The sequence below is a fragment of the Halalkalicoccus jeotgali B3 genome (assembly GCF_000196895.1).
Classification (GTDB): domain Archaea; phylum Halobacteriota; class Halobacteria; order Halobacteriales; family Halalkalicoccaceae; genus Halalkalicoccus; species Halalkalicoccus jeotgali.
Map to the genome: position 1 here is coordinate 318967 of NC_014299.1, position 25021 is coordinate 343987.

A 25021-nucleotide genomic window follows, 5' to 3' on the forward strand; every position below is an offset into this window, starting at 1 on the left:
AGCATCAACTGTAACCAGCCTGCTACGCTTTCTATCTACAGTCTGCTACAGCACCAGTTTAATCAGCAGATCGCACTCACTCGCTGAAAGCACCCGCTACAAGCAGTGGGAAGACGAGCGTTGCTTCTGCTTCAACCTGCGTGTAATTCGTCCGCTCATCGTCTTTGATTTTTCCCCACGATACTGCCTCGTTCGGGGGCGCTCCAGAGAGTGAGCCATCCCCTTCCATACCAGTCGAGATGTAGACGACGTAATCCGCCCCGCCACGGAACAGATTTGTCATAATCGCGTGGTGTTTCGGGACGCCCCCTCCAACTGCGATCAGACCTGTCGTGTCAGCAAGCATCCCGTCCTCGATAAGCGAGTCATAATCGTCGAGGATTTCGATGCCGACCTCCGAGTCGTATCCCTGTCTGTAATAGTAGAGAAAGTTCCCAACTTCAGCGTCCGTCAGCGCCGGACAGTACACGGGAACGTCGTTGTCCGCCGCTTGCTTCAGGATCGAATTGGGATCGTCGAGTGTCTCCCCTAACTCGCGGGCAAACGCCGTCGGCGTTCGGACCTTTTCGTCGGCGAAGAACTCCTCGAAGAAGTCGTACAGGTACTCCTCCAACCAGACGTATCGGTCGGAAGGAACAAAGAGATTCCCAAGACGGTTGATTCCCTGTTCCCGGAGCGCGGCCTCGTCCGCATCCCACTCTCCCATTTTGAACGGCTTCGCCGTTTTGATAACATCCTCCGCCAGCGATCCCGCGGTCGTGATAAGCACGTCGACGTACCCTTCACGAACGAGGTAGGCGACGACTTCACGCAATCCCGACGAAATGATATTCGACGTGCATGTGAGATAGATCGTGGCATCGGCGTCTTGCATTTGCTCGGCGATGTCGATGGCCTCTGCGAGTTGCGTCGCCTGAAAGCCCGTCGTTGCATACGCTTCCAGCATCTTCTGAAAATCGAATTCGCCACGGAAGTCGTAGCCCTGCACGTCTGGCGTGGTCAACTCTTCATCACTTCCCGGAACAACGTGGTCGTGAGACTCCTCGTCCATACCGGCAATTAGCAGGATGCCGGTTTGAATCGTTCGAGACTGGTCGCCGATTCTCGATACACACAAGTCCAGCATCGGCTAACTGTTCAATATGTCCCAGCCGACGGTGGCTGTTCTCCGACCCGACGACAGCCGTATCGTTGAGGCGGTCGAGTATCTCCAGACACTCGATGTATCCCCGATTCCAGACCCGATGCTGGCAATCACACCGACCGGTCAGGTTCCCCAACATGCGGATTACTGTATCTTCACAAGCGAGACCGGTGTCGATCTAGCTGCGACAGCGGGATGGAAACAACGAGGAACCACTGTTTGTGCTGTCGGAGATCAGACTGCAACCGCATTATGCAATCGGGGCTATTCAGTCGATATCGTTCCATCGACGTTCACATCCACAGGACTCGTCGACGAGTTATCTACTGATGTCGAGGGCCAAATCGTTGAACTTGCTCGGAGTGCACACGGCAGCGAAGTACTTGTTGAAGGACTGGAAGCAGCTGGTGCAATTGTCAGCGAAATATGCTTATATCGCTTGGAACGACCGGAGACTGCGGGACAGTCGGTCTCACTTGCGGTAGACGGTAAGCTGGATGGTATACTGTTCACCTCGCCAAAGACGGTAGAGCACTTCGTTCAAATTGCGACTGAACGTGACGCTGTCGCTGCACTCCAACGCGAGCTAGAGGAGACGATTGTTGGAGCGATAGGAGCACCAACAAAACGTGCTGTCGACAAGCGTGGGATCGCTGTCGATGTTATGCCGGATACAGTGGGTTTCACACAGCTTGCCGAGATCACCGTACGTCGAATTCTGGATACCCACTAATGAACACATTCCGTCTCCAATCTGTTAGCTGACTTTGAGTGTTCACTGACGTCTCACCGTAAACCACGTTACTCCGATCAAGAAGGCAGCGGTACCAGACACTAACAGGGTTTGACGATAGCCGAACAGTGCTGCAGCCCCGACACTAAGCGGCGGACCGACCGTCGTGCCGAGTCTGAGAACACTTGTCCGAATACTCATAATGCTCCCGCGGAATTCGTCCGGTGCTCGTTCGTTGAGTGCCGTATCCGTAATCGGCTCTGCAAGTCCTTGACCAAGTCCGAATAGAAGGAGTGCGCCAGCAACTACGTATATAGAGTCCGCGACGGCGACGCCGACGAGTCCGATCCCATAACTCACGAATCCAAGCGCTATCGATTGGAAGCTCGTGAGCGACCGAAGCACGCGATCACCTTGCATTGCTGTCGCTCCCATCGTAACCGCGGGTAATCCCACGAGAAGACCGATACCGGCTGAAGAGAGCTGATATTCGTTGGCGAGCAAAAACGGAACGGCGGTGAGTTGCGCGCCGTAGAGGATGACAAAAATACCGAAGATTGCCAGATAGAGCACGACGAAGGGAGTCATCGATGTGGGCCCGGTGAGGAATGCACGGATACTCGAATTCGTATTGTTCTCGTCGCGCTGTGGCTCCTCGAGCAAGGTTATGCCGGGTACAGCGACGATCAGCGCGAGGAGGAAACACGCAAAGGGCGCCGACCAAGCGACTGTTGCGAGCGCACCGCCGAGTAACGGATAGCCAGCAGCACCCATCGCGAGAATCGCCGCATTGGTCCCAATCAGCACTCGCCGTTGTTCACCGGAATAGAGGTCCCCGAGGAGTGTGACCGTCAGCATCGCGATTGCACTACTCGCCGCTCCCTGAATCGCTCTCAGTACCAAGATCAGGGTGAAATCGGAAGTGAAGATGATGCCGCCCCCACTGAGTCCGAAGACGACAAGCGCGGGAATTAAAATCGGTTTCCGACCGATTCGGTCGGTCAGCAGTCCAATCGGGAGGGTGAGAAATATGCCGGGGAGCGTGAACGCCGACAACAACAGGCTGGCTTGTGCCTCCGAAATGTCCCATGCCTCTTGGACTGCTGGAAGTGCAGGACTGATAAGTGAGACACCCATGACAGCGACGAGCGTGCTCGCAAAAATCACGGCTGCTGCTGGCGAGTTCCGGAGTTTACGTATCCATTTCATTCGTTCTATTAGTTTCTCGGTAAGTGTGCCCCGTAAGTCATCCGCTACTAAGAGGTGGTCACGCTGAATCGGTGTTGGATGAATATACTACCTCTATTGCATGTACTGATTTGAGTGAAGTAGCAGCTTCCACGGATGGAGCCGACGGATCTCAATTCGATGTACGATACGACGAATCAGGCAACGCTGAGAACGAGTTTCCCTTGGACGTGTTCTGTCTCACCTATTTCGTGTGCCTGAGCTGCATTTTCGAGTGGGAATTCGGCACTGATAGTGGGCCGCACCTCCCCAGCGTCAATCAGTTCGCTAATGGTGGTTAGGAGCGACGGTGAATTCGACCGCCCACTTACCACTTCCACGTCGATATCGTGGTTGGTGGTGAGAGCGTCGGATGGTTGTCCAACAACTGAGACGAATACTCCCTCTTCCTTGAGTACGTCCACTGAGCGTGTTGGGATTTCATCCCCGACTGTATCCACCACGATATCGACATCGTCAATCACTGATTCGAAGCGCTCTTCGCGGTAGTTAACGAACTCGTCGACGCCCAATTCTCGGAGATAGTCTTCACTATACCCCGACGCCGTAGCGATTACGTCGGTCCCCTTCCATTTCGCCAATTGGACGGCCATGTGGCCAACACCACCGGCTGCGCCGTGGATGAGCACCCGCCGGTCGGCCGTGCAATCAGCATACTCGAATAGCGCTTGCCAGGCGGTCTGCGTGACGACCGGCACGCCAGCTGCCTCCTCGTGGTCGAGCGATTCAGGTTTCGGGGCTAGTTGCTCGGCAGGTGTGGACGAATACTCTGCATAGGAACCTAACTCCGGGAAGCCATTGACACCGAACACGGCATCGCCACTTTCGAATTCAGTGACTGACGCGCCAACCTCCTCAACGACGCCAGATACGTTCATCCCGAGGATGAGGGGAAAGGGATTCTCCGGCAGCATCGATACCAGCTGCATTCCCTGACGAATCCGCCAGTCGACTGGATTGACACCCGCTGCGTGAACTCGAACAAGAACGTCATCATCGAGCGGATCCGGACGGGGAGCATCCTCGTACCTGAGAACATCCAGCGAACCGAACTCGTGAATGCGAACAGCCTTCATCTCATTCAGAGTTCACTCCACCGCTCCATTAAACGCTCGAACAATTCCCCCTATCTATGCAGATGGAGATCGAAACGAGAAATCTCAAGGCAAGCGTCGAAGTTCTGGTTGGAATCGTCACGCTGACATCCGGTTCGTGTCGTGGTCAAGCGACTGCATGGGAAATTGAATTTATACCATGAGCGTGACTCTCATGACAGGATGTCATCCGATCAGATCTCGTTAGGCGAAGCACTCGCAATGGCGATCGGTGGGATGGTTGGAGGTGGGATTTTCGCGGTACTTGGTGTTGTCGCTGTCGAAGCCGGGCCTGCCGCATGGCTGGCGTTCGTCGCTTCTGGCGTCATTGCATTTTGCGCTGGTTACTCTGCGCTGCGGCTCAACGCACAGGCCGACGGGCAGTTGAATCCGATCGCCTACGTCGAGCAGTTTACCGGGAGTACGACGCTCGCTGGCATGACCGGCTGGACGTTCATTGCAGGGTACGTGGGAACGATGTCGCTGTACGCCTACGCCTTCGGCGGGTATTTCGCTGAATTGGTGGGTGTCGAATCGGTCGTCGGGCTTCCACTTCGCTCACTTATCACGCTGCTCGCTATCATCGTGTTTGTGGGTCTCAATCTCGCGGGGGCACACGCGTCAGGACGAACCGAAGACGTACTCGTCGGTCTCAAGGTGCTCATTCTGCTTGTGTTCGGTCTCGGCGGACTCTACTATGGATTTCAGCAGGGAATGATTCGGTCTGGGCTCGGAAACCTGGAAGTGAGCGCATTGCTGGCTGCTGCCATCGGATTTGTCGCGTTCGAAGGCTGGGAACTCCTCCTCTTTGATCAAAACAGCATTGAAAACCCCCAACAAACCATCAGGAAGGCGATTTACGGCTCGATCGTGGGCGCAACCGCACTCTACGTCATCGTCGCCGTCGTGACGACAAATCTGGTGAGTACACAGGTCATCCAGCAGAACTCTGAAACGGCCCTCGCAGTCGCCGCCGAACCGTTCCTCGGCCAATTCGGCTTTCTTCTGATTTCCGTAGCGGCGTTGTTTTCGACCGGGAGTGCGCTCAACGCGACGTTGTTCAGTGCCTCACGTCTCTCGAAGATGCTTGTCGCGGACGATTTGCTCCCAAACGAACTCCATGGTAGCAATAGCGACGAGCCAGTCCGGCCACTGCTCGTACTCGGCGTACTGACAGCGCTGCTCAGCAGTTTGGGAAGCCTCAACGCAATCAGTTCGTTTGCATCACTGTCGTTCATCAGCATCTTCGGCGGCCTCAGTCTGTTGGCGTTTCTCGAACGAGAGTCGGTCGTAACGGCCCTGCTCCCGGCGATCGGTTGCCTGGGAGCGAGTGGGGCTATCGTGGGCCTCCTGTACCATCTCGCAACGGCCGAACCAGCGGTGTTCGTCACAGTACTCGCCATTGCAATTGCGGTCATCACCACAGAGCTACTGTATTTCGAACGGTCGTCGATTCTCGCAGAAGCCCGCGACCTCGAGCACCGTCTCTGAGTGGCAACCACTATTTTCGGCGTCGATTACGATATCAATCCACTAATCGGTAGGACAACAATCCCGCTACGTGACCGATTCATCTGCGAAGAAGAGGGACGTGAGCATTCTTTAGGGTACACTTCCCCCGGTGTCGGTCAGTTCCTAAGGGACGTGCGTTTACCCTTCTCGATCGGTGCCCCCACGGTATTCCCCCACTCAACCCACGACCCGTAGTAGTTCCGGACGTCTTCGTATCCGAGTATCTCGTGGAGACAAACCACGTGAGTGCAGACCGTTCACCGATACGGCAGTACGTGATCACGTCCTCATTCCCGTCGATACCGTGTTCCTCGTACACCGCACGAAGTTCGTCTTCGGCTTTGAAGCAGCCGGTACTCTCGACGACCTGATTCCACGGAATGTTGTATGCCCCGGGAATATGTCCACCGCGCTGGACACCCTCGTTCCACCCGGGCGGAGCGAGTATTTCACCACGAAATTCCTCGGGCGTTCGAACGTCGACGAGGGTTGTCCCCTGTTCAAGCGCATCCATGACATCGGGACGGTCAGCTCGGATTCCCGGTTGCCGAGTATCGATAGAGTACGACTGCGGTGTGAACGCCGGCTCCTCGGTCGTGAGTGGGGCATCACGCGTCTCCCAGAAATCCCGTCCTCCGTCGAGCAGACTGACGTTGGCGTGTCCGTAGTACGTGAAGAGCCAATAGGCGTGCGCGGCAAACCAATTCATCATATCGCCGTAGAAGACGACCGTCGAATCCGGAGTAATCCCAAGCTCACCCGCGAGGTCCTCAAAAGCCGCTTCGGTTGGCACGTCGAACGTCGTCGAGTCTTGGAGATCAGTATGCCAATTGACCTTGCTCGCACCGGGGATATGTTCCCGCTCGTAGTTGCTGGGATCGATGTCGACTTCGAGTAAGCGTATCGACGGGTCGTCCTTCTGCACCTCGTCAAGTTGGTCGACGAGCCACCCAGCAGAGACGACTGCGTCGGTGATAAAAGTAGTTCAATCTGAGGACTCGACGGCAGACGCATTAATTTCCTGCTGTCACACCGGCTTAGCTATTTGAGCCATCGGGTGGTTTCGTCCCTATCGACGAATCGGTGGATGAGGGTTGACTCGGCTTGCCGAAGCCGGTAGGAGAGCATCGATCGAGGGATCTCAAGTTCGGCAGCGAGCTCGTAGAACGTTATCTGCCGTGGTGGGACATAATACCCCGCGGAGACGGCTGTGCGGAGCGCAGTTTCTTGCGACGGTTAGCTAGGACCGCGCGGATAGCGAAATTCCCGTTGAACAGGTGCCACACCAGCAGATTGGACTAGCTCGTATCGTGCTAGGCCGTATCGTCAAAACTGCCGAGTACGGTATCGAGCGCGTCCAGAAGACGGTCTGCGTGCGATTGCTTAAACACAAGTGGGGGACGAATTTTTAAAATATTTCCGTGCTTTCCAGTCGAACCAATAAGGATTCGGTGCTGCCGAAGTCGATTGACGATATCTGTTGCCGCGGTGGTCGCCGGTGTCCATGGCTCTGTGTCTTGGACAAGTTCAACACCGATCATCAACCCACTCCGACGGATCTCACCAATAAGATCGTATTCCGCAGACAATTGTGCTAATCCCGTCTGTAGATATTTCCCGACTGCGTCGGCATGTTCCAACAACTGGTTCTCTTCAATAATATTAAGCACGGCGAGGGCCGCTACTGATGACACCGGATTCCCTCCATAGGTGCTGAATATCCCAGGGTCATCCCTAAGTGCTGAAACGATATTCGATCGGGTTACCACGGCCGCGACAGGGTGACCATTGCCCATCGGTTTGCCCATCGTGACGATATCAGGAACAATGTCTGCCGCCTGAAATCCCCACATATTCGAGCCAGTTCGACCGAACCCGGCCTGTACTTCGTCGGCAATCACTAATCCACCTGCCTCATGCACGCGATCAACCATCTGGCGTAACTGTTCCGTGTCTGGTGGGAGAATGCCAGTGCTCGTAAACAAGGGATCGAATAGAAACGCAGCGAGCTCGGTGTCTCGGGTCTCAAGTGAGTTCAGCGCCTCGGTGATCAGTTCTGCGGAATCAGCCGTCCTCCCGTGGTGATTGGACTGGTCGACTGGTGGGGGGACAGCTTCGACGTGAGTTGGCTGGTCCTCGGCTGGCCAGTCCTCCGGTGATAACCGTGTCGTCGCCTCGGTGATCCCGTGGTACGCGTGTTCGGTCACGATAGCGCCTTCCCGATTGGTCAATGCGGTTGCCAGACGCCACGCGATATCGTTCGCTTCACTCCCCGAGTTGACCAGTAGAACCCTGTCGAATTCGGCAGGCATCGTCGCTAACAGTCGCTCAGAGAGAGAGACAACTGCTTCGTGCAAGTACCGAGTATTAGTAGTCAATGTCCGAGCTTGCCCCGCAATGGCAGCCGCTACATCGGCGTTTCCATGCCCCACGATTTGCACATTGTTGTACGCATCGAGATAGCGCTGGCCGGACTGATCAAACAACCAGACCCCATCGCCAGCCACAAAATGCACGGGGTCACAATAGGACAGCCGGGCCGAGCCGAGAACCTGCCGCCGCCGCGAAAGCAACTCCGACGTTTCGCTCCGGGAATATGGTACATTGCCTCCGAGGGCGGCAGTACGCAGGTGACGCCCGATCACGTCTGAACCGATTTCTTCGAATGTGATTAGCGATTCCCACAGGTCGCTTACATTGTCGGTATTGTGTTCGTATTTCTCACGCTGCCATACGTGCATGATGCCCCGAACGGCGAGTCGTGTCAATACGAGATCCGGCAATAGACGGAGTTCAGCTTCCTCTAAGGGTGTCACACTAACGTATCCCTTGACAACTGACTGTGCTGCTGAAATCGGGTTGTCGTGACGGTTCATCACGTTCGTGAGCACGACCGCGAGGTCACACACGAGTGCCGTGTAGGTGAGATCACCGAAGTCTGTAATCCCGCTCACCCGATCGTTGTCATCAAACAGAACGTTATCCGGCCCAAGATCATTATGAACGACCTGCGCACGGAGCGTCTCGAATTCGGGGGCCACCCGCTCGTCGAATCGATCGAGCACGAGCTCGGCAGTAGCGCGTCGCCGATCATCACTGATAGTGTCGAGCACCGACCGGAAATCCGATGCATGTCGGAGATCCCACAGAATATCGTACTGAGCATCGGGATGGAAAAAGCCCCGCAACGCCTGCCCCGTCCGCGCAATGCTCTCACCATACGCAAACAACGCATCGTCATCAAAGTCGGCAAGTGAAGCTTTTTGTCCTGAGACAAACGTGTACAGCTGCCCGAAATAGGTATCCCCGTTCTCAGAAATCGATGTCCAGGGGTCGCCATCGAGTGTTGGAACGATGTTCATGACCGGCAGATCGAGGTCCGTGCGCTGAATGTGTTGAATCGCCTGTGTCCGAAAATCCAGCACCCCAGGATCATCCGCCCGATTGAAAATCTTCAGAACAAACCGATTTCCGCAATTTGTGTCTATGCGAAAGTTTTGGTCTCGCTCCCCACCCAGCTCTAACGCAGTGCCACTTTTTCCAAAGTTGCGTTCAGCGATTTTCGAAGCGCTCACGGCATCGATTTCTGGTGGGTCGGTAAGGATAGGCTCGGACCCGTGCAGATTGTTATTCATCCCTTAGCCACCTGGGGGGTAAAACCCATACACTGAGATGTGATGAATAGGGGTTAAAAGTTTGGAGGAGCGCGAGAAACTCTACACTGGATAAGGAGTAGCTACGTAACGCTCGTGATTCGGATGAGCCGTCCGCACAACCTTTCTCGGGGAACATGTAGAACACTCCCGAGCCGCCTCCGAGGCGACTATTAGCTTGTCTCGATGTCGTCGATCAAAATTATTCGGTGGCATTTTCGATCAGTGTCGTCACCTCTCGAAGGATGGGCCAGCGGGCAGGGATCGTTCTCCGTCCTAACGACACTCTCAATCGACGTTCCAAACACGTATCTCATCCGCAGCGACTACTATACAGCTGTGACACTCAACTTCGACGAATTTAATCACGACGAACATATGCGCGAGACTTTCGAACTCGCGCAAGAGGCTACCGCCCGTGGCGACAAACCATTTGGCTCCGTGCTCGTCCGCGACGATACAATCATCATGAGCGATTCGAACCGCGAGATTACGGAGGACGATATCCGACGCCATCCCGAACTCCATCTCGCGTACCGTGCGTGCCGAGAGTACGACGCCGACGAACGCGCTGCGATGGTAATGTATACGAGTACCGGACCCTGTCCGATGTGTGCTAGCGGGATGGCGACAGCTGGGTTCGGGCGCGTTGTCTACAGTGTCGGAAGTGATGGAATTGCGGTGTTCACGGGGATTGAGCCAACAGTCCGTTCCGCAGAGATTCTTGACGGAATCAGTGAAGTCGTTGGACCCGTGTTGAACGATGAAGGACGACGAATTCACCAAGAATTTGACTGGTGAGTACGTGACATCGGATTTTTAGATACCGAGGATAGCGATCAGCAGTTTGGTGTTAATAGCAGGAAACCCGACCAAACGAATCGCTGAAATCGACGACCAGAAGTGTATAATATTCGTGCCAAGAACAGGTGTATCACTTAGCATAGAACAGATTGGATAGTGATTGCCATGAGAAAAATCCTGTTCATCCAGTACAATCTGATGAATGATAAGTCGGCGCGCACAACACACAGTGCAGGTAGCCATGATAGAGTTGGTGCCAGCACCGATTGGAGGTGCAGTAGCTTCAATAAGGCCACGAACAAAACGACCAGGCCCAGGGATGCCTCCTCTTCCTCCGTTAACTCCTATCGTCCCACTTCTTCTTGCTGTTAGTATCCTTGTGCTGGCGGGATTCATCAAAGGCACCCTCGGATTCGGTGTCGGACTGGTCTCAGCAACGTTATTGCTGCAACTGTTTCCGGCGAAGCCGACGCTAATGATCCTGGTTCTTCCGATCGGCTTGTCCGAGGTCGGATTATTGGTTACCACGGGGATTTCGTGGCGGTTCTTGCGTGCCCATGCAGCATTTTTCCTCCTGCTCATCCCAGGCGCAATTCTCGGCGTGCTCGGCCTGCTCGTCGTATCCACTACCGCCCTCTATACAGTCTTGAGCGGCTATATTATTGTTTTCTTGGTGATGCAGCGATACGAATCCCGTGCGTATAATTTCGTCCAGCGACCAGGATACGGCATCGCGTCCGGCGTCGCGACCGGCATTCTTGGTGGCGGATTCGGCGCAGCAGGCCCACCGGCAGTGCCGTACCTATACCTGCATACGCGAGACCAACCACGTTCGGTATTCGTCAGCGGAATGGCTGCCGCATTTGTTGTCCCACAGATAGTGCGTCTTCCAGCACTTATTGTCGCTGGTCGCTTTGGCGTTCGAAAGTTCATCCTTGGTGGTGTCGCAGCGATACTTGTCCTCACTGGCCTCGCCTTGGGGTCCTGTTTCCGACCGCACATCCCCAATGATATTTTTGAGGTGGTCGTTAAGGGGGTACTCTTGCTCATGGCCGGTCAACTTATGATCAACGCAATCGTCTAAGTGCTCTTATAAGGTGAACTGGGGCATTCACTGAATTCAAGTTAGCTAGTGTCCCCAGAGACGAGATGAAGACCGACGATCCAAAAATAATCACAGAGATGAAGAGAAGGCGAGCACTCGTTGCTGGCTCATCAAATATGATGATACCGAGCGAAGCGGTTCCGACGGCGCCAATTCCCGTCCAGACAGCATACACGGTTCCGATCGGTAGATCCTGGACTACCTTCGCGAGCAACACCATACTGATGATGAGCGCAACAACTGTACCCACCGTTGGGAGCGGTTCCGAGAGCCCGTCAGAATATTCTAACCCAATCGCCCAAGCAATCTCAAATAGTCCAGCGACGAAAGAACGAACCACGACATCTCTTTAGCCTTTTTCTCACTCCGTAGGCTATGGCTTTCGATATTAAGAGTAGTGGATCGCGGTCAATTTCTGCCCAATGTAAGCTCTCCGACCCAGTGCTATACTAAACAATATTCCATAGCCAGTGGACAGCGACTGTCACCGGGAGTTTCACTATCCTAGCCTGCTACCCTTGAGATAGTAATCATGACTACCTCCGGCCTCCTCGAGGACACCTATGTTGCAGCGCTACAGTATGATCTCGTGGACGTTTCTCCGGAAGCCACACTCGTGGGGGTAGTTCGACGGCCGACCGGCTGGTTCAGAACGACAATCGACGAGAACTTTCCTGCACTCGGCCCTCCGGAAGATCTCCTTAATGGTTTCAAACAGCGTCACGAGGATTTCAAAATGCAGGGGCTATGCGACGAAGGCGCGCATAATGCTGCCTGGGACGGGATCGGATTCGAAGATCGGTACCAAACACATCTCACCGAAGCTCCAAATGCCCAGGACGCAGTCGCTGAACTTACTGATCGGCTTCGGAACGAGGAACACCTTGTGTTAGTCTGTTTCGAGAACACCAGTCAGAAACGATGTCATCGAACGCTTCTCAGAGAACACATCACTGGCCGGCTGTAGTCGGTAGGTTAGTCGTGGGCATACCGCCGTTCGAGTTCCTCGATCTGCATGATGATCTCAGCGAGCTCAGTACCCTTCTCAGTCAACGCATACGAGACGGTCGGTGGTGTAGCTGCTTCGTCAACCGTACGAACCACAACGTCCACTTCTTGAAGATTCTTGAGCCGCGTCGAAAGCGTGCTCGCTGGTAACCCGTCGATACTGTTTTTGATCTGATTGAACTGCACATCGTCGCAGGCCAGCAACCGCAGGATGTGGAACGTCCATTTGCAGCCGAGCATCTCCCAGATTCCGCTCCACTCAGTCGAATCCGGAAGATCTGTATCGATTCCCATGAGACTACTTTGTTCACTATACTGAAGCAACTACCTTCAAAATTACTACCCCATTTAGGGATCCAACCGTGGTAGTCAACGACGGTGAATCCAGATGAGCAACGACCAGATCCCCGGCTACACGATGGGCGAGGACTCAGTGCAGGAGGCATCGATCAGTATGGAGGAATTCGAGCAGCTGAAACAGTCTGTGATGTTTACTGAGGAGGACGAGGAATATCTCCAAGAAGCTGGTGATATTCTTGAGTCGCAGATCGATGATATTCTCGATGTTTGGTATGGCTTTGTCGCTGATCACGATTTCTTAGTCTATTATTTCAGTCAGCCCGACGGGGAGCCGATCGACGAGTATCTCGACCGAGTACGTGATCGGTTTGGGCAATGGATTCGAGATACCTGTGATACGCCCTACGACGAAGCGTGGCTTGACTACCAATTTGAGATTGCTCGCCGGCACCATCGGACGAAGAAAAATCAGACCGACGATGTCGACGCCGTGCCGAACATCGACCTTCGGTACGTAATCGCATTTATCTACCCGATTACCGCGACGATTCGAGAGTTCCTCGATGACGGTGAGCACGATTCCGATAAAGTCGATGCCATGTACCACGCGTGGTTCAAATCCGTCGTCCTGCAGGTAACGCTCTGGAGCTATCCCTACGTCCATGATGGCGACTGGTAAAGACGCACCCATTCAGGGACACAGTTCGTGACTAATTGAGGTCCCTCACCTCTTTCTCCACCAATAGGCGCAAATAGAACTGGTGAAACCCATCTTACGAGCTGCTAGCGCGCATGCCACTAGGTCGCGAGCTTATAGCGTCCAGTAAAGGTAGCGAACGCTCCAACAGTGAAATTACCAAATAAATTTACAATATTTTTAGGAATGAAAAATCTATCACGTAGCCATGAGAGGCGTTCTGAACTCGTGACTTGTATGGACTTACTGATGGTAGAGCGACCGCGAGTTACCGGATTATACAATTTTATTGATAAGTTCCTCGCCAGCGTCGATATGGACGAGGTTCTCTCGAACGAGATCGGCAACATTCCGATAGTAGTCCTCGGTGAACCCCGCACAGTGTGGGGTGATGAGAACCTCTTCGAAATCCCAGAGTGGGGAATCCTTAGGGAGCGGTTCCGCCTCGAAGACGTCAAGTGCAGCGCCACCGATTATCCCAGCTTCGAGGGCATCAACGAGCGCGTCCTGGTCGACCACAGGGCCACGAGCGACGTTAATCAGAATCGCGTCGTCTCGCATTGCGGCGAACTCCTCGGTGGACATCAGATGGTGAGTCTCGTCGACGAGCGGAACTGCGAGCACGACAAACTTTGATTCCCGGATCGCTGTATGGAGATCATCTGGTGTGTAAACTGTTCGAACCCCATTGAGAGACTCACCTGAACGACGAACGCCGATGACGTCGAGTCCGAGCGCGGATGCCTGCTTCACGATTCCCCGGCCGAGCGTCCCTAATCCGACAATACAACAACGCTCGTCTGCCAGCGTATATGCGTCATCCCATGTGGGGGGTGACCACTCTCGCTGGGTCTGCGATTTCACAGCAGGCAGTAGTCGACGTGCGAACGAAAGCATGTATCCCGCGACGGTCTCGCCGACCGCCGAGCCGTGGATACCACTGCTGTTTGTAAGGATCACCTCGTGCTCGCGTAACTCGTCAAAGGGGAAGCGATCCACACCCGCCTGAATCGAGTGTATCCAGTAGACTCCCTCGAGGTAGCTGTCGTGATAGGCCATCGTGACGACAGCGTCGTACGGTTCAAGTGAGTCAACGCCAGCGTCGATGATCATCACGTCGACGATATCCACGAGGGCGTCTCGCAACTGTTCGGGAGGAAAGACGGTCGAGACAGACTCATCGACTGCGATGCTCGAAATCTCCATACTCATTTGTTCGGTCGAATGGATATTTAAGGATTCGAAGCGCACTGGAACAGAATTGTTCCTGCAACCCAGTTCAGAGTTGTGACAGTCTCCGATTCTGCCTCTCACCGGACTCATCGGTACGCGTCTTCGGTCTCAATTGGGCACTGACTATCGAATAGAGTTTCTCGAACTTCGGGGTTACAGCAGGCCCAACTCAGCCATCGGCACAACTCCGCCAGAATGCTTAGAATTGATTTACAACTTCCGGATAAATAATATTGGTGAGGTGATGGATCACAGATTCGTCGATGCACGGGTATCGTAGGCAAATTGGATTACGGTGATGAGGAAGATGGTTGAGCCGTCTGAGTCGCCGGTCAGCAACGCGATAATTGCTGGAATCACACGCATTGACCTGCCGAGCACGGCTAAGAGACCAATCCCGTAGGTAGCGAGCCGTTGCCGACCCAGACGCTGGCTACTTATCACATCCATTCACACGTCTCGTAACTATCCACATTTGTCTCTTCGTTGAGTATGCGACACCTTGTGCAACAACACTGTAGAAGTGGCGTTGTTGCACAAGGCTCCAGTCGACTCATATCCCATCTATCGTCCGAATACGTAGTCGAACCCAATCTACTATTAACTTGAACTTATATTAATATAATATGAATAGTGGGACGTCTTCTATGTCACTAGATCGACGACAGTTCCTCAAGCAGACGGCAGCAACAGCAGCTGGCGGGATACTGGCCAGTAGCGCAGGCTGTCTCCAACTACTCGGCTTGAGTGGTTCGACAACCGGCCTCAGAGGCGGCCCCACGTTTCAGGATGTCCGCCGTGAGGATGCCGACGTCGTGGTTGAGTCAGCCGCCGATCTCGAAGCCGAAGTCACACGCGGCGGGGGACGCGTTATCTGGATTCCATCCGATACAGCGATCGATCTGAGTGGCCGGAATTTCACGCTCCGCCATGCAACGATCGCCTCTGACCGTTCGGACGACAGCTCAGGCGCGCTCCTCGCAACGTCGGATCGAGGCCGCGGCTCACCAGCGATGAGCAACGCTCTCTTCACACTCGAGGAAGGGGGTCGCCTCACCGGCGTGACGATTCGTGGCCCGCATTGGAACTACACTGCCTCACCAGTCATTCCCGGCTACATTCCCTTTGCACCGGGCGAGACACGTGATGAACGCGAACAGTGGCGTAGTGAGTGGTACGCGCGTGGTGTCTCGATGCAAGCCGACAGTAGCCAGTTCGACAATTGTGAACTGTGGGGATTTTCGACGGGGATCATGGTCGGCAGTCGAGAATCACCGGCCTCACCGTCGATTCTCTACTCGGCACTGCACAATTGTATGATGACCTCTGCGGGGTATCCGATTGACATCAATCGCGGGACACCAACGATCTATCGGTGTGCCTTCGATGCGTATCGTCATGCGATCTGCGGCTACGGCACTGCGGATGCCGGTTATCTCGCGATCGAGTGCGATTTCGGCCCCCACGCATCGAGCCACCCGATCGATATGCACCGCATCGGTGAGAACGAAAGCGGAACAACCGATCAATCCGCGCTACGGTGGCAATGGTGTGCTGGGGGAACGATGCTCGTTCGCAACTCGATCATTCGCCCGACGAGGGTGGTCGATCAGCGTCATCACAATGGCACGAATGCCGGGCCGTATGAGCCCGATCTGTACATCAATCACAACCGTGGCGGCTTCACACCGCACGTCTTGATTCGGGGTGCACCGGTCGATGGGATCTACCTTGAGGGTAACCAATGTGCTCATCCTGACGCTGAAACTGGGATCGACCAATCATCCTTCCCGGGTCGCCAGCGGATGAACGAGTTCGGGTGGCACAACATCTTTACCCGACAGAATCAGTGGAATGTCCCGTTCAGTCAGTAACGTCGTAGACCGTTCGATTTACTTCGATTCGCTCGAGATCCCTCGCTATCGTCCCGGTGTTCGGTTGGGTCTCGAACTCGCGACTCTCAGCAGGCCCGAGATCGCGGACAGTCACGAGTGTCGCACTGAGATACGCGTCGTTCGTCCCGTAGAAGACCAGCTCGATATCGACGACATCGATCGCTCGGTCGCTGACGTTCGTTATCGTTCCGGAAACGAGCAGCGAGCCATCGGTTGCCTGCTGTGCATCGGCCGTTATCTCGACATCACTCGGATCACGAGCAGTCGTCTCGTACTCGCCGTAATTCTCGTCGTACTCGTCACGATTGATTTGGGTAGCGTTCTCGTCAGGATGCTGCTGGCGGTCCGTGTTGTCCTCATCGATCGTCTCGTTCGCGTTCTTTCGCTCACTATCGGTGTCGCTCGTATTGTCACTCTCAGCAGTATCCTCAGCAGTCGTGTTTTCCTGTGATTCAGTATCAGTACCACCGGTGGGACGATCCGCGTCATCATCGTCTTCCCACCAGCGGGTCTCGATACACCCGGAAAGAGAAGCCACCGTTCCCATACTCCCAAGAAATTTCACGAAGTGTCGTCGTGAGATCATTGTATCTCGAGTTTGTGGATCGTTTACTATCGAGTCCGTTCTCTCGTCTCGTTAGTCGACCCCAACGCCAATTCCCAGAAGGAGAAACAGCCAGTAGAACACGAACAACCCGAAATTACGAATGCTGAATCGAGGCAGTTCATCACCCGCGCCTAAGAACAGCACTCCGCCAGCGGTGGCCAGGAAGAAGGCTGCAAGGAGCCCCCACTGACCGACGACGAAGATAGCAAGGACGACCGTTCCAAGCCCGATCACTTTCGCGGCACCGGCATTCGTTGAACTCAGAAATCCCATTACTGTCCTAGTTCTAATAATACTCTAATATTAATCTTTGGATGAGATAGAGCGAGAAACGAGGCTACAAACCGAATGGATCGCGAGTTATCAATCCGATTCCTGTTCCCGTCGGAGACAGCGCTGGGCATGCAGCAACATTCCGCGCCACGTAAACCCGTTCGTCTCTTTCGTCTCCGAGAGTTCCTCGTACTGCTCAAGTGGAACTTCGATCAGAATGGATTTCATTTCGTCCTCGTCGGAAGCGTCCGCTTGGCCACCATCCGGGAGAACTGTCGTCTCGTCGTCGAGGTGTGTTTGATATTTGGATTTCATTGTATCAAAAGTGCGTGTAGGTTCGACACCAGAGCTCTGCAGAGCCATTCGTTCGTGGCCCTATTAGTCTTAGCAAAGATTTATCACTGCTGGCTATTGTACTAGACTTATAGAAAACTAATACTGATGCAATAGTGAACGAGGACGAATAGCGATCCCTAACTAGAGTATTCCCACACGAAACACAAACTTCAAAATTCCATGTCATCGACAGGCGATACCCCTCCCGAAGACGAGTCGATAGACGACCAACCACCTCTACACCCACTCATCGCACGCCTGATGAACGTGTTCCAGAACCCAACACGGGTTCCAACAGCGTATCTCGCGGCAGGAACCGCCATCGGTCTGCTCGTCATCATCGCGAGCACACCCGCTGCAGCCCAAGAGTTCTGCGATGATCCCGCCGGGCAATTGCTGATCTCGATCGAGACGATGCTAATCAACTACGGGACGATGCTGTTGTTTCTCGCCTTCCTGATCGGCGTCGCGATGTGGGCGCTCACGCCCATCTTTGCCGGTCAAAGCGCGATCGGGCTGGGGATGATCCTGCTGTCGTTCGGGGCAGCGATCGCCTTGGTCGTCGGCACCCAGTTCTTCGGAATGACGTTCGAGATCGCCGGCGCCGGTGGTCAGAGTTGTTCGACCGTTCTCAACTAACCACAGTCTATCGAACCTCGCGATTCGCTACCCGGACTAATCGCCTATGGATCTCCCACTGAACCCGCGTCGCCTCGTCGTACTCGTTCTCGTCATGGGCCTTGCCATGACCTCGATAGCTGGCCCTGTCGCTGCTGCTTCAGAGACGACTGCTACGCTCGATACTGACGGAATCGTTCTTCAGACCGACGCAAGTGATCTCACCGACGACAACGAGAGTGACAGTGCAACTTCCAACGGAGAAAACAATGAGTCGACTGTCACTGCAGAGGACCTAGAAGAGCTCCCGATCGATGTCGACGAAGACGAGGTCAATCTCGAGGAGATCAACAGCGAATCCGAGAACAACACGACGAACACCACCAATGGAACTAGCGCCGAGAACGGGGGCGGCACACCGCAAATCGGTGGCGGTGGTGGAACGGGTAGTATCGGCCCAAGTCTCTCACCCGAAGAAAACGCCAAGGATCTCGCCGAATGGCTCCGAGGTCACCTTCGCGGAGCGACCGTCTACCTCGTCGATGAGGTGATTAACGACATGCTCGGGACGCCTACGCCCGAGAATGACGGGTGGCACGGCATCCTCGGTCAGCCCGTTGGAGACACCTACAGCGACCTCTACGAGGAGGTCTATATGCAGATGATCCTGCCACCGGCGTTCCAGTTCATGATCATCGGGTTCATCTTCTTCACCCTCTTTGTCGTGCCGTTTTCGCCGATGACCGGCCAGCGTGTCTGGTCGGTGTTGCTCGCGATGTTCGGCGCTGGAGCCTTGGTCATGCTGAGCTGGAACGTCGCGTCGTTGCTCCATCACGTCTCGGACGCCGTGACGATGTGGTTCCTCCCGCAGGGTGAGGAGATTCTCGCCAGTGGCGATCCGAACAATCCCTTCTCCGAGGAGAACATCAAGCTGAACGCTGGGCCGCTGGCGGTCGGTCTCGGAGTCTATCTCGCGAGTTGGAACGTCGGTCTGATGTTGGCGTTGATCCACGGGATCCGCCATGCAATCTTGTTTCTCATGCCGACGATCCTCCCGATCATTCTTGTTGGGATGTACTTCGGGCCCCGAACGTCGAAAGCTGCGTTCTCGGTACTGTTCTGGCAGTACATTGGCCTACTCGTGATGAACTGGCCGACAGCACTCCTGCTCTCGATCGGGTACCACGTTGGCTTTGACTTTGGCATGGGTGCTGCGGGATCGCTCGCGAATATGGCAGTAACGATCGGGGTGATCATCCTCGCGGTCGTCCTGCCACTGACGATTCAGACGTCGTTCCTTGGAGGATCGTTGGTTGCGATCATCACGAAGGGATCAGTACTGTCGGCAGGCATGAACACGGCCCGGCGAGTCCTTCCGTCGCGCGGGAAGTCAACGCGATCGAAGCGGGGTGGCGGCTACATCAATCCCGTCTCTCGATTCACTCGCGGTCGGTCTAGTATCGGTAAAAGACAGCGGCGACGGGACGTAGCGACGAAGTCGACAACGCGCTCTCAGCGCGGCCAGACGGCAACTGACGGCGGTTCGTTAACCCAATCACGGCTAACGAGCTACTCGCAGTCTCACTCCCGATCAACTACAACTCGTCGATCGGGGCCACCTCGTAGTCAGCGAGATGCCGGTAGTATCGACGCTCGACGGCGTGAACGCTACCGTCGCCTTCGCCGGAACTCTGATTGACAATGAGCACCGGAACTGATCAACAACGAGCAGCAGACAGACGCAAAGTTCTCCCCAACCGACTAACCGGCCAACGGATTGCCGGCGTCTCGAAAGTCGCGATCTACGCCGGCGGTGGCACAGCTGCGATGACGTGGTTCGCCGCGGATATGTACATCCCTCCGGGCTATCGAAGCCCGGCCTACGGGCTTGCAGTGTGCATGTTCGTCGGCTCAATCATCGCCTCGTTTCACACACCGAACCATCTCTCGGTTCACGAACACTTGCGGCGACGACTCACTCACCATACTCGACAACACACTATGCTTAGTGCACGAAACGGCAGCAAAAAGGAACAGCCTACGAACGACACGCTTCCCGGTCGCATCGTTCGACTCCCGATCGTGCGAAACGTCCGTGGGATCGGCGTCGACGAGGAAGAACGCTCGCAAGATGCTGTGCAGGTCTCCCGCCCGTTCTACAATTCCCCGGCCATCAAAACGTCCGACGGCGGTATGATCGGCGCGATCAAGATTCGTCCGGCGGCAATGGCCGTCGCTGACGAGGGTCACTGGACACGTCGTGTGGAGCGCCTCGCGAACGTTATCGACTCGTCAGTCACTGCCCGGACGCAGTTCACCTCGAAGATGCGTGCGGTGGATTACGGCGATCGGATGGGTACCTACGACGATCGCGAGCAGGAACTACTCGATGAACTCGCAGCGAAACACGGCGATATCGATACGGCCTACCGGAAGGCTCGCAATGGCGAGATCGATCGCGAGGATCTCGGTCTCTTGGTTGGGGCCGATCTCGCCGATGAGCGCCAAGGTGTGATCGACCTATACGACGTCACCACCCTCAAGCGCAATTACTACGTCACGGTCAAAATCGAGCCGGCGGACGTCGTCACGGAGGATAACGTCGAAGCTGGTGGTGGGATGGCGAACGTCCCGCTGCTAGGCCGGCTTTGGAAGCACAAGGAGCTCCGTGACCTGCGCCAGGAAGGCGACCACACGCAGGTGATGGTCGAACGCCTCGAGAACAAGCTCGAAACGCTTGAATCAGATCTCCGAACAATCGAGGACATCAGTACACGGATCCTCTCCTCAACCGAGCTCTCACAGGTTTTCGCCGACCACTATCAGGCGGCCAACGCCTACGCGAACACCGACTTCGGCGACGTTGTTCGCCTTTCGCCGAAGCCGACATCAAGCGAGGGAACGGCGATGTACGGCGTCGACCATGACCACCTTCAGAATCTCCCCGACGGTCCGCTTGGCAAATCCAATGGCGCTGTCGGACCCGAAACGCCCGGCGAGACATCCCGAATGGTCGATCAGGGAGATGACGGTGATCGCCAGACTGTCCCTGGTCGTAGTGACCAATCCGACGATCCCAGCGACGAGGGCATCGTCAATACGGCGAAGAGCACCGCGAGCTCCTTTGCTGATCGAGTCGCGAAAATCAACGACAACCCTGTCGCCGACGTCATCCTCACGAAAGAGCAGCTGGTCGATCACTATCAGACGGTCGTCGGGCCAAAGGACAGTATCTACCGAGGCAACGAGAACTGGATCACGATCGATAACGCCGTCTACAGCAAGACACTCTCGATCCGAGAGTGGCCCGCCGTCCCCAAGATGGGGATCCTCGAACCGATCCTTCGCGAGCACGAGCCCGGCGTCGCCGTCAACGTCGCGACCCACATCAACCCGATCGACCAGCAACGTGCTGAGATCGAACTCTCGGACACCGAAGACCAGCTGAAGGACAAAAAGGAGAAAGCCGAGGACTCGCGTCTGCCGATGTTCTTGCAGACCTATCGCAAGCAGCACGACGAGGCCCAAGAGATGGTCGCAGCGAATCAGGACTCCGAATACGACCTCTTCGAGACGAACACCCATATCGAACTCCGGAGCGACGACCCGGAAGCACTCGGTCGAACCATCGACCACATCAACTCGATGATGAACGACGAAGGCGCCGAAGCGCGCCAAGAAACGGCCCATCACTTCGAAGGCTGGCAGTCGGTCGCGCCCGCATGCGACGACAAGCTCGAGGAGCCGATCATGATGTTCGCCGATGGCGTTGCTCGTGAGTTCCCGTGGACCTCTCGGAATCTTCACGAACCGAACGGCGTGGAATTCGGGATTAACATGCACACGAACGAGCCACTCTACTTGGACCTCTGGAACCGCAAGACTGGCTTCGACTTCGGGATTTTCACGAAGAAAGGCGGCGGCAAGACGACGACCGCCACAGAGATTCTTGGTCGGCTGAACACGGTCTATCGCGACGACCTGATGACGATCATCATCGATCCGCTTCAGGAGTACGCCAACCTCGCGACCGTCCACGACGGCGAGCGCCTTGTCGTCGGTGGAGATACGGGCATCAACCCGTTCCATATTGAGGCAACGCCGGAAGAGAAACTCGCGACCATCGGCAAGGGCGCACCCTACAAGCACTGGCTGGAAGGTTGCATGGACTTCGTCGAGATGTACTACGCTGACGAGGGCCTAGACTTCGCCGAGAAGAAGGGCATCTGGCGTATGGCGATTCGAGAGGCTGCCGAACGCTATGGCATCGAAGACGACCCAACGACTCACTCGGCAGACTATCGTTGCGAGCAGGGCTATTCGGGTGATTGTCCGACACCGATGGACGCGATTGAGATCATCGACGAGATGACCGAAAATCCCGAAGAGTGGGTTCGCTCAAAGCCCGGTCAAGAACCTTCCGAGCGGAAGGTCGACGAGCGCGAGAAGACAGCGGTCGATATCGTCAACAATGACATCCAGCCGTTTCTCCCCGGCGGAGAGTACGAGCACTTCACCAAGCAAACCAACATCGATCTCGAGGATTCGACGTTCTTCTACGTCGATATGCAGCAACAGGAAGCCAGTACATCGATTGGACTCACCATGCAGGTCGTCTACGATCTGTTCTACGAGATGGTCAAGACGATCGACATTCCGTCGGTCATCTTCATGGACGAGTTCCACTACATGCTGCGGGACTCACTCGCCCAAAAATCGCTCAACCAGAAGTTCCGCCATGGGCGTCACTGGGACCTCTCACTCGGTGTGGCAACTCAGTCGTTCAAGGACTTCTTCGGCGAGGACGCCGATGGCAACACGCATCTCACGGACAACGCGCAGGTGCTCTTCGAGAACATGCCAACCCAGATCTTCCATCAGGAGGATATGAGCGACGAATGGGCCGAGGAAATTGGACTCACTTCAGACGAAGCCAGATTCATTCGAAATGCGGAGCCGGGCAATCGTGAACTCGGGTATTCGACGGCATTACTCCGGGTTTCGGACAAAGGTACCTACCCGTTGAAAGTCAAGATGGACTTCGAGGAAAATCCTCGCGAAGCCGTCGTTACGGAGTTCGACCCCTCGGAACATGGCGAAGACTTCTACTCGTATCTCCTCGAGCACGACGACATCTGCGAGTGGCGGTTCGCCCCGACGGCAGACGGCGAGGTCGTTACCGATACGGCAATCACAGCAACAGGCACGAACACGTCTGGAGACGCTGTCGAGCAGAACCAGGGGCTACAGCGCATCAATAGCGCCACGGGGGACGACTGATGGGTCGAATCGCCTCGGCGCTGATCCGCGATGAAATCCGCCGGTCGGTCGCCCGGAAAGTCCCGGCCCTTCGCGACGGCGGCTCAAATGCCTACGACACGCTGCAGTTGACCGACGACGTAATCGGCGAGCTTGAGGACGCCCGCGCCGAACGTCGTGCAGTTCACGTCCTCCCTCACAAGGAAGGTGGTGGGATTCCGAAAGCCGTCGACTTGCTAACGTCGGTTCACCCGATGCGGACTGGAACCAGCACTGACTCGCGCCCAGCCCACGCTTTCGAGATCCGCAACATCAACGAGCAGATCGGCTTCCAGTGGGTGATGAGCGGCGAGAAATACCAGAACCGGCTGGTCCGGCAGCTCGAAACGTTCTACCCCGACAGCCACATCGAAGTCGACGAACTACCCGAGCCCGAGCTTCTCCCATTCCGCGAGGACTGGCATCTGGCCGCCGCTCGCCTTGAGCTAAAACTCCAAGGCAAGAAGGAACGCTACTATCCGATCAAGCATATCGACGTTGAGGGCTTCGAGAACGATCCCTACGGTTCGATCACGAGCGAGATGGTCGGCGAACGCGAGGCCGAGACGGTCACGAACGTCGCGACGCAGGTCATTTTTCGCCCGGCACCCAGCGATTGGTACAAGGGTGGCGTGTTGGAACCCTCGATCCACGACGTCGCCGACGACTTAGAAGAGAACGTCCAGCCGGCCGATACGAAGGATATCGTCCGGGGGATGTTCACAAAGGAAGGATTGGATCTCTCGGAGGTTCGCACGCAGAAGCGCGGGACGAACAAGAAGACGACAGCGGCCGCTGATGCCGTTCGCCGCCAAGCCGGCCAGAAGGGCTACGAGGTGGATATTCGAATTGTCGCGGTCGGTCAGGACTCAGAGACGGCGATCAGCCGCGTCGATGAGACGGCCGATATGTTCGAGGGGTACTACGATTCGGACACTCAGCAGGGATTCGATTGTGTCCCGATGAGCGGCGAGGATCTCTTGCAGCTTGTCCAACTGGCGATGCGCCGCGAGTACGTTGACCACGGCATGACGATGGGTGTTCGAACCGCGGCAGGCGTAGTCCATGTCCCGAACGAATCGATCAATACCCAGAACGTCAGTTGGACTCGGACCTCGAATGCTGGAGATGTACCGGCCGACTCAGCCCGATTCACTGAGTGGATGAATGAAGACGTCGGGTGGGATACGCCACAACGATCAGCCACAAGGACTCAAGACAGGCCATACGGAATTGAGCGAGCCCAGCCGAGTGATCAGGAGATCGAAGCAGCGACTGAACGCGATCAGGAGCACACGCACGAACAGGGCGATCAATCAGAAAGCGAGCAGGCGGACACGACGGAGGTAGTACACTAATGGGACTTTTCAATCGATCCACCAGCGACAGTACCGAAACGAATGAAAACGATACTGAATCCAATACTCCCCAATCAAGCGAACAGGACTACGACCCTACAAGGC

At 55.5% G+C, this 25021-nt stretch carries 21 protein-coding genes and 3 pseudogenes; 11 read left to right on the forward strand and 13 right to left on the reverse strand.

The annotated features are described in order from the left end of the window. Positions 1-76: 76 nt before the first annotated feature. Entirely contained in the window at positions 77-1051 is a 975-nt protein-coding gene (locus HACJB3_RS17890; protein ID WP_049934829.1) for a deoxyhypusine synthase, read from the reverse strand. Positions 1052-1142: 91 nt separating this feature from the next. Between HACJB3_RS17890 and HACJB3_RS19400 the strand changes: the two genes are divergently transcribed. Next, positions 1143-1877, forward strand: coding sequence for a uroporphyrinogen-III synthase (locus tag HACJB3_RS19400; RefSeq protein WP_008413685.1), 735 nt, complete (start codon positions 1143-1145; stop codon positions 1875-1877). A gap of 42 nt (positions 1878-1919) precedes the next feature. Here the strand turns inward: HACJB3_RS19400 and HACJB3_RS17895 are convergent, their stop codons facing one another. Beyond that, positions 1920-3086, reverse strand: coding sequence for an MFS transporter (locus tag HACJB3_RS17895; protein ID WP_008413683.1), 1167 nt, complete (start codon positions 3084-3086; stop codon positions 1920-1922). A 176-nt stretch (positions 3087-3262) separates the two neighbouring features. Further along, on the reverse strand, positions 3263-4201 hold the full coding sequence (locus HACJB3_RS17900; RefSeq protein ID WP_008413682.1) for an NADP-dependent oxidoreductase: 939 nt from the start codon (positions 4199-4201) through the stop codon (positions 3263-3265). A 201-nt stretch (positions 4202-4402) separates the two neighbouring features. Between HACJB3_RS17900 and HACJB3_RS17905 the strand changes: the two genes are divergently transcribed. Next, entirely contained in the window at positions 4403-5710 is a 1308-nt protein-coding gene (locus HACJB3_RS17905; RefSeq protein WP_008413680.1) for an APC family permease, read from the forward strand. A gap of 137 nt (positions 5711-5847) precedes the next feature. On the opposite strand, the pseudogene HACJB3_RS17910 reads toward HACJB3_RS17905, so the two are convergent. From HACJB3_RS17910 to HACJB3_RS17915, 3 genes and pseudogenes are all read right to left on the reverse strand, one after another. Further along, a pseudogene (locus HACJB3_RS17910) lies at positions 5848-6707 on the reverse strand (sulfurtransferase). 65 nt (positions 6708-6772) lie between these two features. Next, positions 6773-6952, reverse strand: a pseudogene (locus HACJB3_RS19405) (helix-turn-helix domain-containing protein); the annotation flags it as partial. 92 nt (positions 6953-7044) lie between these two features. Further along, entirely contained in the window at positions 7045-9366 is a 2322-nt protein-coding gene (locus HACJB3_RS17915; RefSeq protein ID WP_049934773.1) for an aminotransferase class III-fold pyridoxal phosphate-dependent enzyme, read from the reverse strand. Positions 9367-9723: 357 nt separating this feature from the next. On the opposite strand from HACJB3_RS17915, the gene HACJB3_RS19410 reads away from it, so the two are divergent. Then, on the forward strand, positions 9724-10185 hold the full coding sequence (locus HACJB3_RS19410) for a nucleoside deaminase (RefSeq protein WP_238532935.1): 462 nt from the start codon (positions 9724-9726) through the stop codon (positions 10183-10185). Between the two features lie 18 nt (positions 10186-10203). Here HACJB3_RS19410 and HACJB3_RS20030 read toward each other — a convergent pair whose 3' ends face one another. Beyond that, on the reverse strand, positions 10204-10584 hold the full coding sequence (locus tag HACJB3_RS20030; RefSeq protein WP_162148000.1) for a hypothetical protein: 381 nt from the start codon (positions 10582-10584) through the stop codon (positions 10204-10206). Here HACJB3_RS20030 and HACJB3_RS17925 point away from each other — a divergent pair. After that, positions 10568-11272 (forward strand): TSUP family transporter, encoded by a 705-nt coding sequence (locus HACJB3_RS17925; protein WP_238532936.1) that lies wholly within the window; start codon positions 10568-10570, stop codon positions 11270-11272. The two genes, HACJB3_RS20030 and HACJB3_RS17925, sit on opposite strands and share 17 nt — an antisense overlap. Positions 11273-11313: 41 nt before the next feature. Here the strand turns inward: HACJB3_RS17925 and HACJB3_RS19415 are convergent. After that, a pseudogene (locus tag HACJB3_RS19415) lies at positions 11314-11638 on the reverse strand (DMT family transporter). A 187-nt stretch (positions 11639-11825) separates the two neighbouring features. Between HACJB3_RS19415 and HACJB3_RS19420 the strand changes: the two are divergent. Next, positions 11826-12260, forward strand: a complete 435-nt coding sequence (locus tag HACJB3_RS19420; RefSeq protein ID WP_013199690.1) for a DUF488 family protein, N3 subclade — start codon at positions 11826-11828, stop codon at positions 12258-12260. Positions 12261-12268: 8 nt separating this feature from the next. On the opposite strand, the gene HACJB3_RS17930 is transcribed toward HACJB3_RS19420, so the two are convergent. Then, positions 12269-12595 (reverse strand): winged helix-turn-helix transcriptional regulator, encoded by a 327-nt coding sequence (locus HACJB3_RS17930; RefSeq protein WP_008413668.1) that lies wholly within the window; start codon positions 12593-12595, stop codon positions 12269-12271. A 94-nt stretch (positions 12596-12689) separates the two neighbouring features. On the opposite strand from HACJB3_RS17930, the gene HACJB3_RS17935 reads away from it, so the two are divergent. Further along, positions 12690-13280, forward strand: a complete 591-nt coding sequence (locus tag HACJB3_RS17935; protein WP_008413666.1) for a protoglobin domain-containing protein — start codon at positions 12690-12692, stop codon at positions 13278-13280. A 294-nt stretch (positions 13281-13574) separates the two neighbouring features. Here HACJB3_RS17935 and ddh read toward each other — a convergent pair whose 3' ends face one another. Then, positions 13575-14510, reverse strand: coding sequence for a D-2-hydroxyacid dehydrogenase (ddh, locus tag HACJB3_RS17940; RefSeq protein ID WP_008413665.1), 936 nt, complete (start codon positions 14508-14510; stop codon positions 13575-13577). Positions 14511-15178: 668 nt separating this feature from the next. Here ddh and HACJB3_RS17950 point away from each other — a divergent pair. Next, positions 15179-16405 (forward strand): twin-arginine translocation signal domain-containing protein, encoded by a 1227-nt coding sequence (locus tag HACJB3_RS17950; protein WP_158306600.1) that lies wholly within the window; start codon positions 15179-15181, stop codon positions 16403-16405. Here the strand turns inward: HACJB3_RS17950 and HACJB3_RS17955 are convergent. The 3 genes from HACJB3_RS17955 to HACJB3_RS17965 form a co-directional block, all read right to left on the reverse strand. Next, entirely contained in the window at positions 16395-16973 is a 579-nt protein-coding gene (locus HACJB3_RS17955) for an FxLYD domain-containing protein (protein WP_238532938.1), read from the reverse strand. The genes HACJB3_RS17950 and HACJB3_RS17955 overlap by 11 nt on opposite strands. Before the next feature lie 90 nt (positions 16974-17063). Then, positions 17064-17306: a hypothetical protein gene (locus HACJB3_RS17960; RefSeq protein ID WP_013199693.1), complete on the reverse strand. Its 243-nt coding sequence runs from the start codon at positions 17304-17306 to the stop codon at positions 17064-17066. 90 nt (positions 17307-17396) lie between these two features. Next, positions 17397-17621, reverse strand: coding sequence for a hypothetical protein (locus HACJB3_RS17965; protein ID WP_008413656.1), 225 nt, complete (start codon positions 17619-17621; stop codon positions 17397-17399). A 201-nt stretch (positions 17622-17822) separates the two neighbouring features. Between HACJB3_RS17965 and HACJB3_RS17970 the strand changes: the two genes are divergently transcribed. The 4 genes from HACJB3_RS17970 (at position 17823) to HACJB3_RS17985 (ending at position 24916) form a co-directional block, all read left to right on the forward strand. Continuing rightward, positions 17823-18281: a hypothetical protein gene (locus HACJB3_RS17970; RefSeq protein ID WP_238532939.1), complete on the forward strand. Its 459-nt coding sequence runs from the start codon at positions 17823-17825 to the stop codon at positions 18279-18281. A gap of 46 nt (positions 18282-18327) precedes the next feature. After that, on the forward strand, positions 18328-19959 hold the full coding sequence (locus tag HACJB3_RS17975) for a hypothetical protein (protein ID WP_008413652.1): 1632 nt from the start codon (positions 18328-18330) through the stop codon (positions 19957-19959). 302 nt (positions 19960-20261) lie between these two features. Continuing rightward, positions 20262-23540, forward strand: a complete 3279-nt coding sequence (locus HACJB3_RS17980; protein ID WP_013199694.1) for a VirB4 family type IV secretion system protein — start codon at positions 20262-20264, stop codon at positions 23538-23540. After that, positions 23540-24916, forward strand: coding sequence for a hypothetical protein (locus tag HACJB3_RS17985; protein WP_049934778.1), 1377 nt, complete (start codon positions 23540-23542; stop codon positions 24914-24916). Before HACJB3_RS17980 ends, HACJB3_RS17985 begins: the two co-directional genes overlap by 1 nt. The last annotated feature ends 105 nt before the right edge of the window (positions 24917-25021 follow it).

Bases quoted from the DNA above. Each gene is read 5' to 3' on its own strand.
- HACJB3_RS17895 (WP_008413683.1), bottom strand. From the start codon at position 3,086: ATGAAATGGATACGTAAACTCCGGAACTCGCCAGCAGCAGCCGTGATT.
- HACJB3_RS17980 (WP_013199694.1), top strand. From the start codon at position 20,262: ATGCTTAGTGCACGAAACGGCAGCAAAAAGGAACAGCCTACGAACGAC.
- HACJB3_RS17935 (WP_008413666.1), top strand. From the start codon at position 12,690: ATGAGCAACGACCAGATCCCCGGCTACACGATGGGCGAGGACTCAGTG.
- HACJB3_RS17930 (WP_008413668.1), bottom strand. From the start codon at position 12,595: ATGGGAATCGATACAGATCTTCCGGATTCGACTGAGTGGAGCGGAATC.
- HACJB3_RS17950 (WP_158306600.1), top strand. From the start codon at position 15,179: ATGTCACTAGATCGACGACAGTTCCTCAAGCAGACGGCAGCAACAGCA.
- HACJB3_RS17905 (WP_008413680.1), top strand. From the start codon at position 4,403: ATGTCATCCGATCAGATCTCGTTAGGCGAAGCACTCGCAATGGCGATC.
- HACJB3_RS19420 (WP_013199690.1), top strand. From the start codon at position 11,826: ATGACTACCTCCGGCCTCCTCGAGGACACCTATGTTGCAGCGCTACAG.
- HACJB3_RS17965 (WP_008413656.1), bottom strand. From the start codon at position 17,621: ATGAAATCCAAATATCAAACACACCTCGACGACGAGACGACAGTTCTC.
- ddh (WP_008413665.1), bottom strand. From the start codon at position 14,510: ATGAGTATGGAGATTTCGAGCATCGCAGTCGATGAGTCTGTCTCGACC.
- HACJB3_RS17890 (WP_049934829.1), bottom strand. From the start codon at position 1,051: ATGGACGAGGAGTCTCACGACCACGTTGTTCCGGGAAGTGATGAAGAG.
- HACJB3_RS19400 (WP_008413685.1), top strand. From the start codon at position 1,143: ATGTCCCAGCCGACGGTGGCTGTTCTCCGACCCGACGACAGCCGTATC.
- HACJB3_RS20030 (WP_162148000.1), bottom strand. From the start codon at position 10,584: ATGAATCCCGCCAGCACAAGGATACTAACAGCAAGAAGAAGTGGGACG.
- HACJB3_RS17955 (WP_238532938.1), bottom strand. From the start codon at position 16,973: ATGGGAACGGTGGCTTCTCTTTCCGGGTGTATCGAGACCCGCTGGTGG.
- HACJB3_RS17975 (WP_008413652.1), top strand. From the start codon at position 18,328: ATGGATCTCCCACTGAACCCGCGTCGCCTCGTCGTACTCGTTCTCGTC.
- HACJB3_RS17960 (WP_013199693.1), bottom strand. From the start codon at position 17,306: ATGGGATTTCTGAGTTCAACGAATGCCGGTGCCGCGAAAGTGATCGGG.
- HACJB3_RS17915 (WP_049934773.1), bottom strand. From the start codon at position 9,366: ATGAATAACAATCTGCACGGGTCCGAGCCTATCCTTACCGACCCACCA.
- HACJB3_RS17985 (WP_049934778.1), top strand. From the start codon at position 23,540: ATGGGTCGAATCGCCTCGGCGCTGATCCGCGATGAAATCCGCCGGTCG.
- HACJB3_RS17900 (WP_008413682.1), bottom strand. From the start codon at position 4,201: ATGAAGGCTGTTCGCATTCACGAGTTCGGTTCGCTGGATGTTCTCAGG.
- HACJB3_RS17970 (WP_238532939.1), top strand. From the start codon at position 17,823: ATGTCATCGACAGGCGATACCCCTCCCGAAGACGAGTCGATAGACGAC.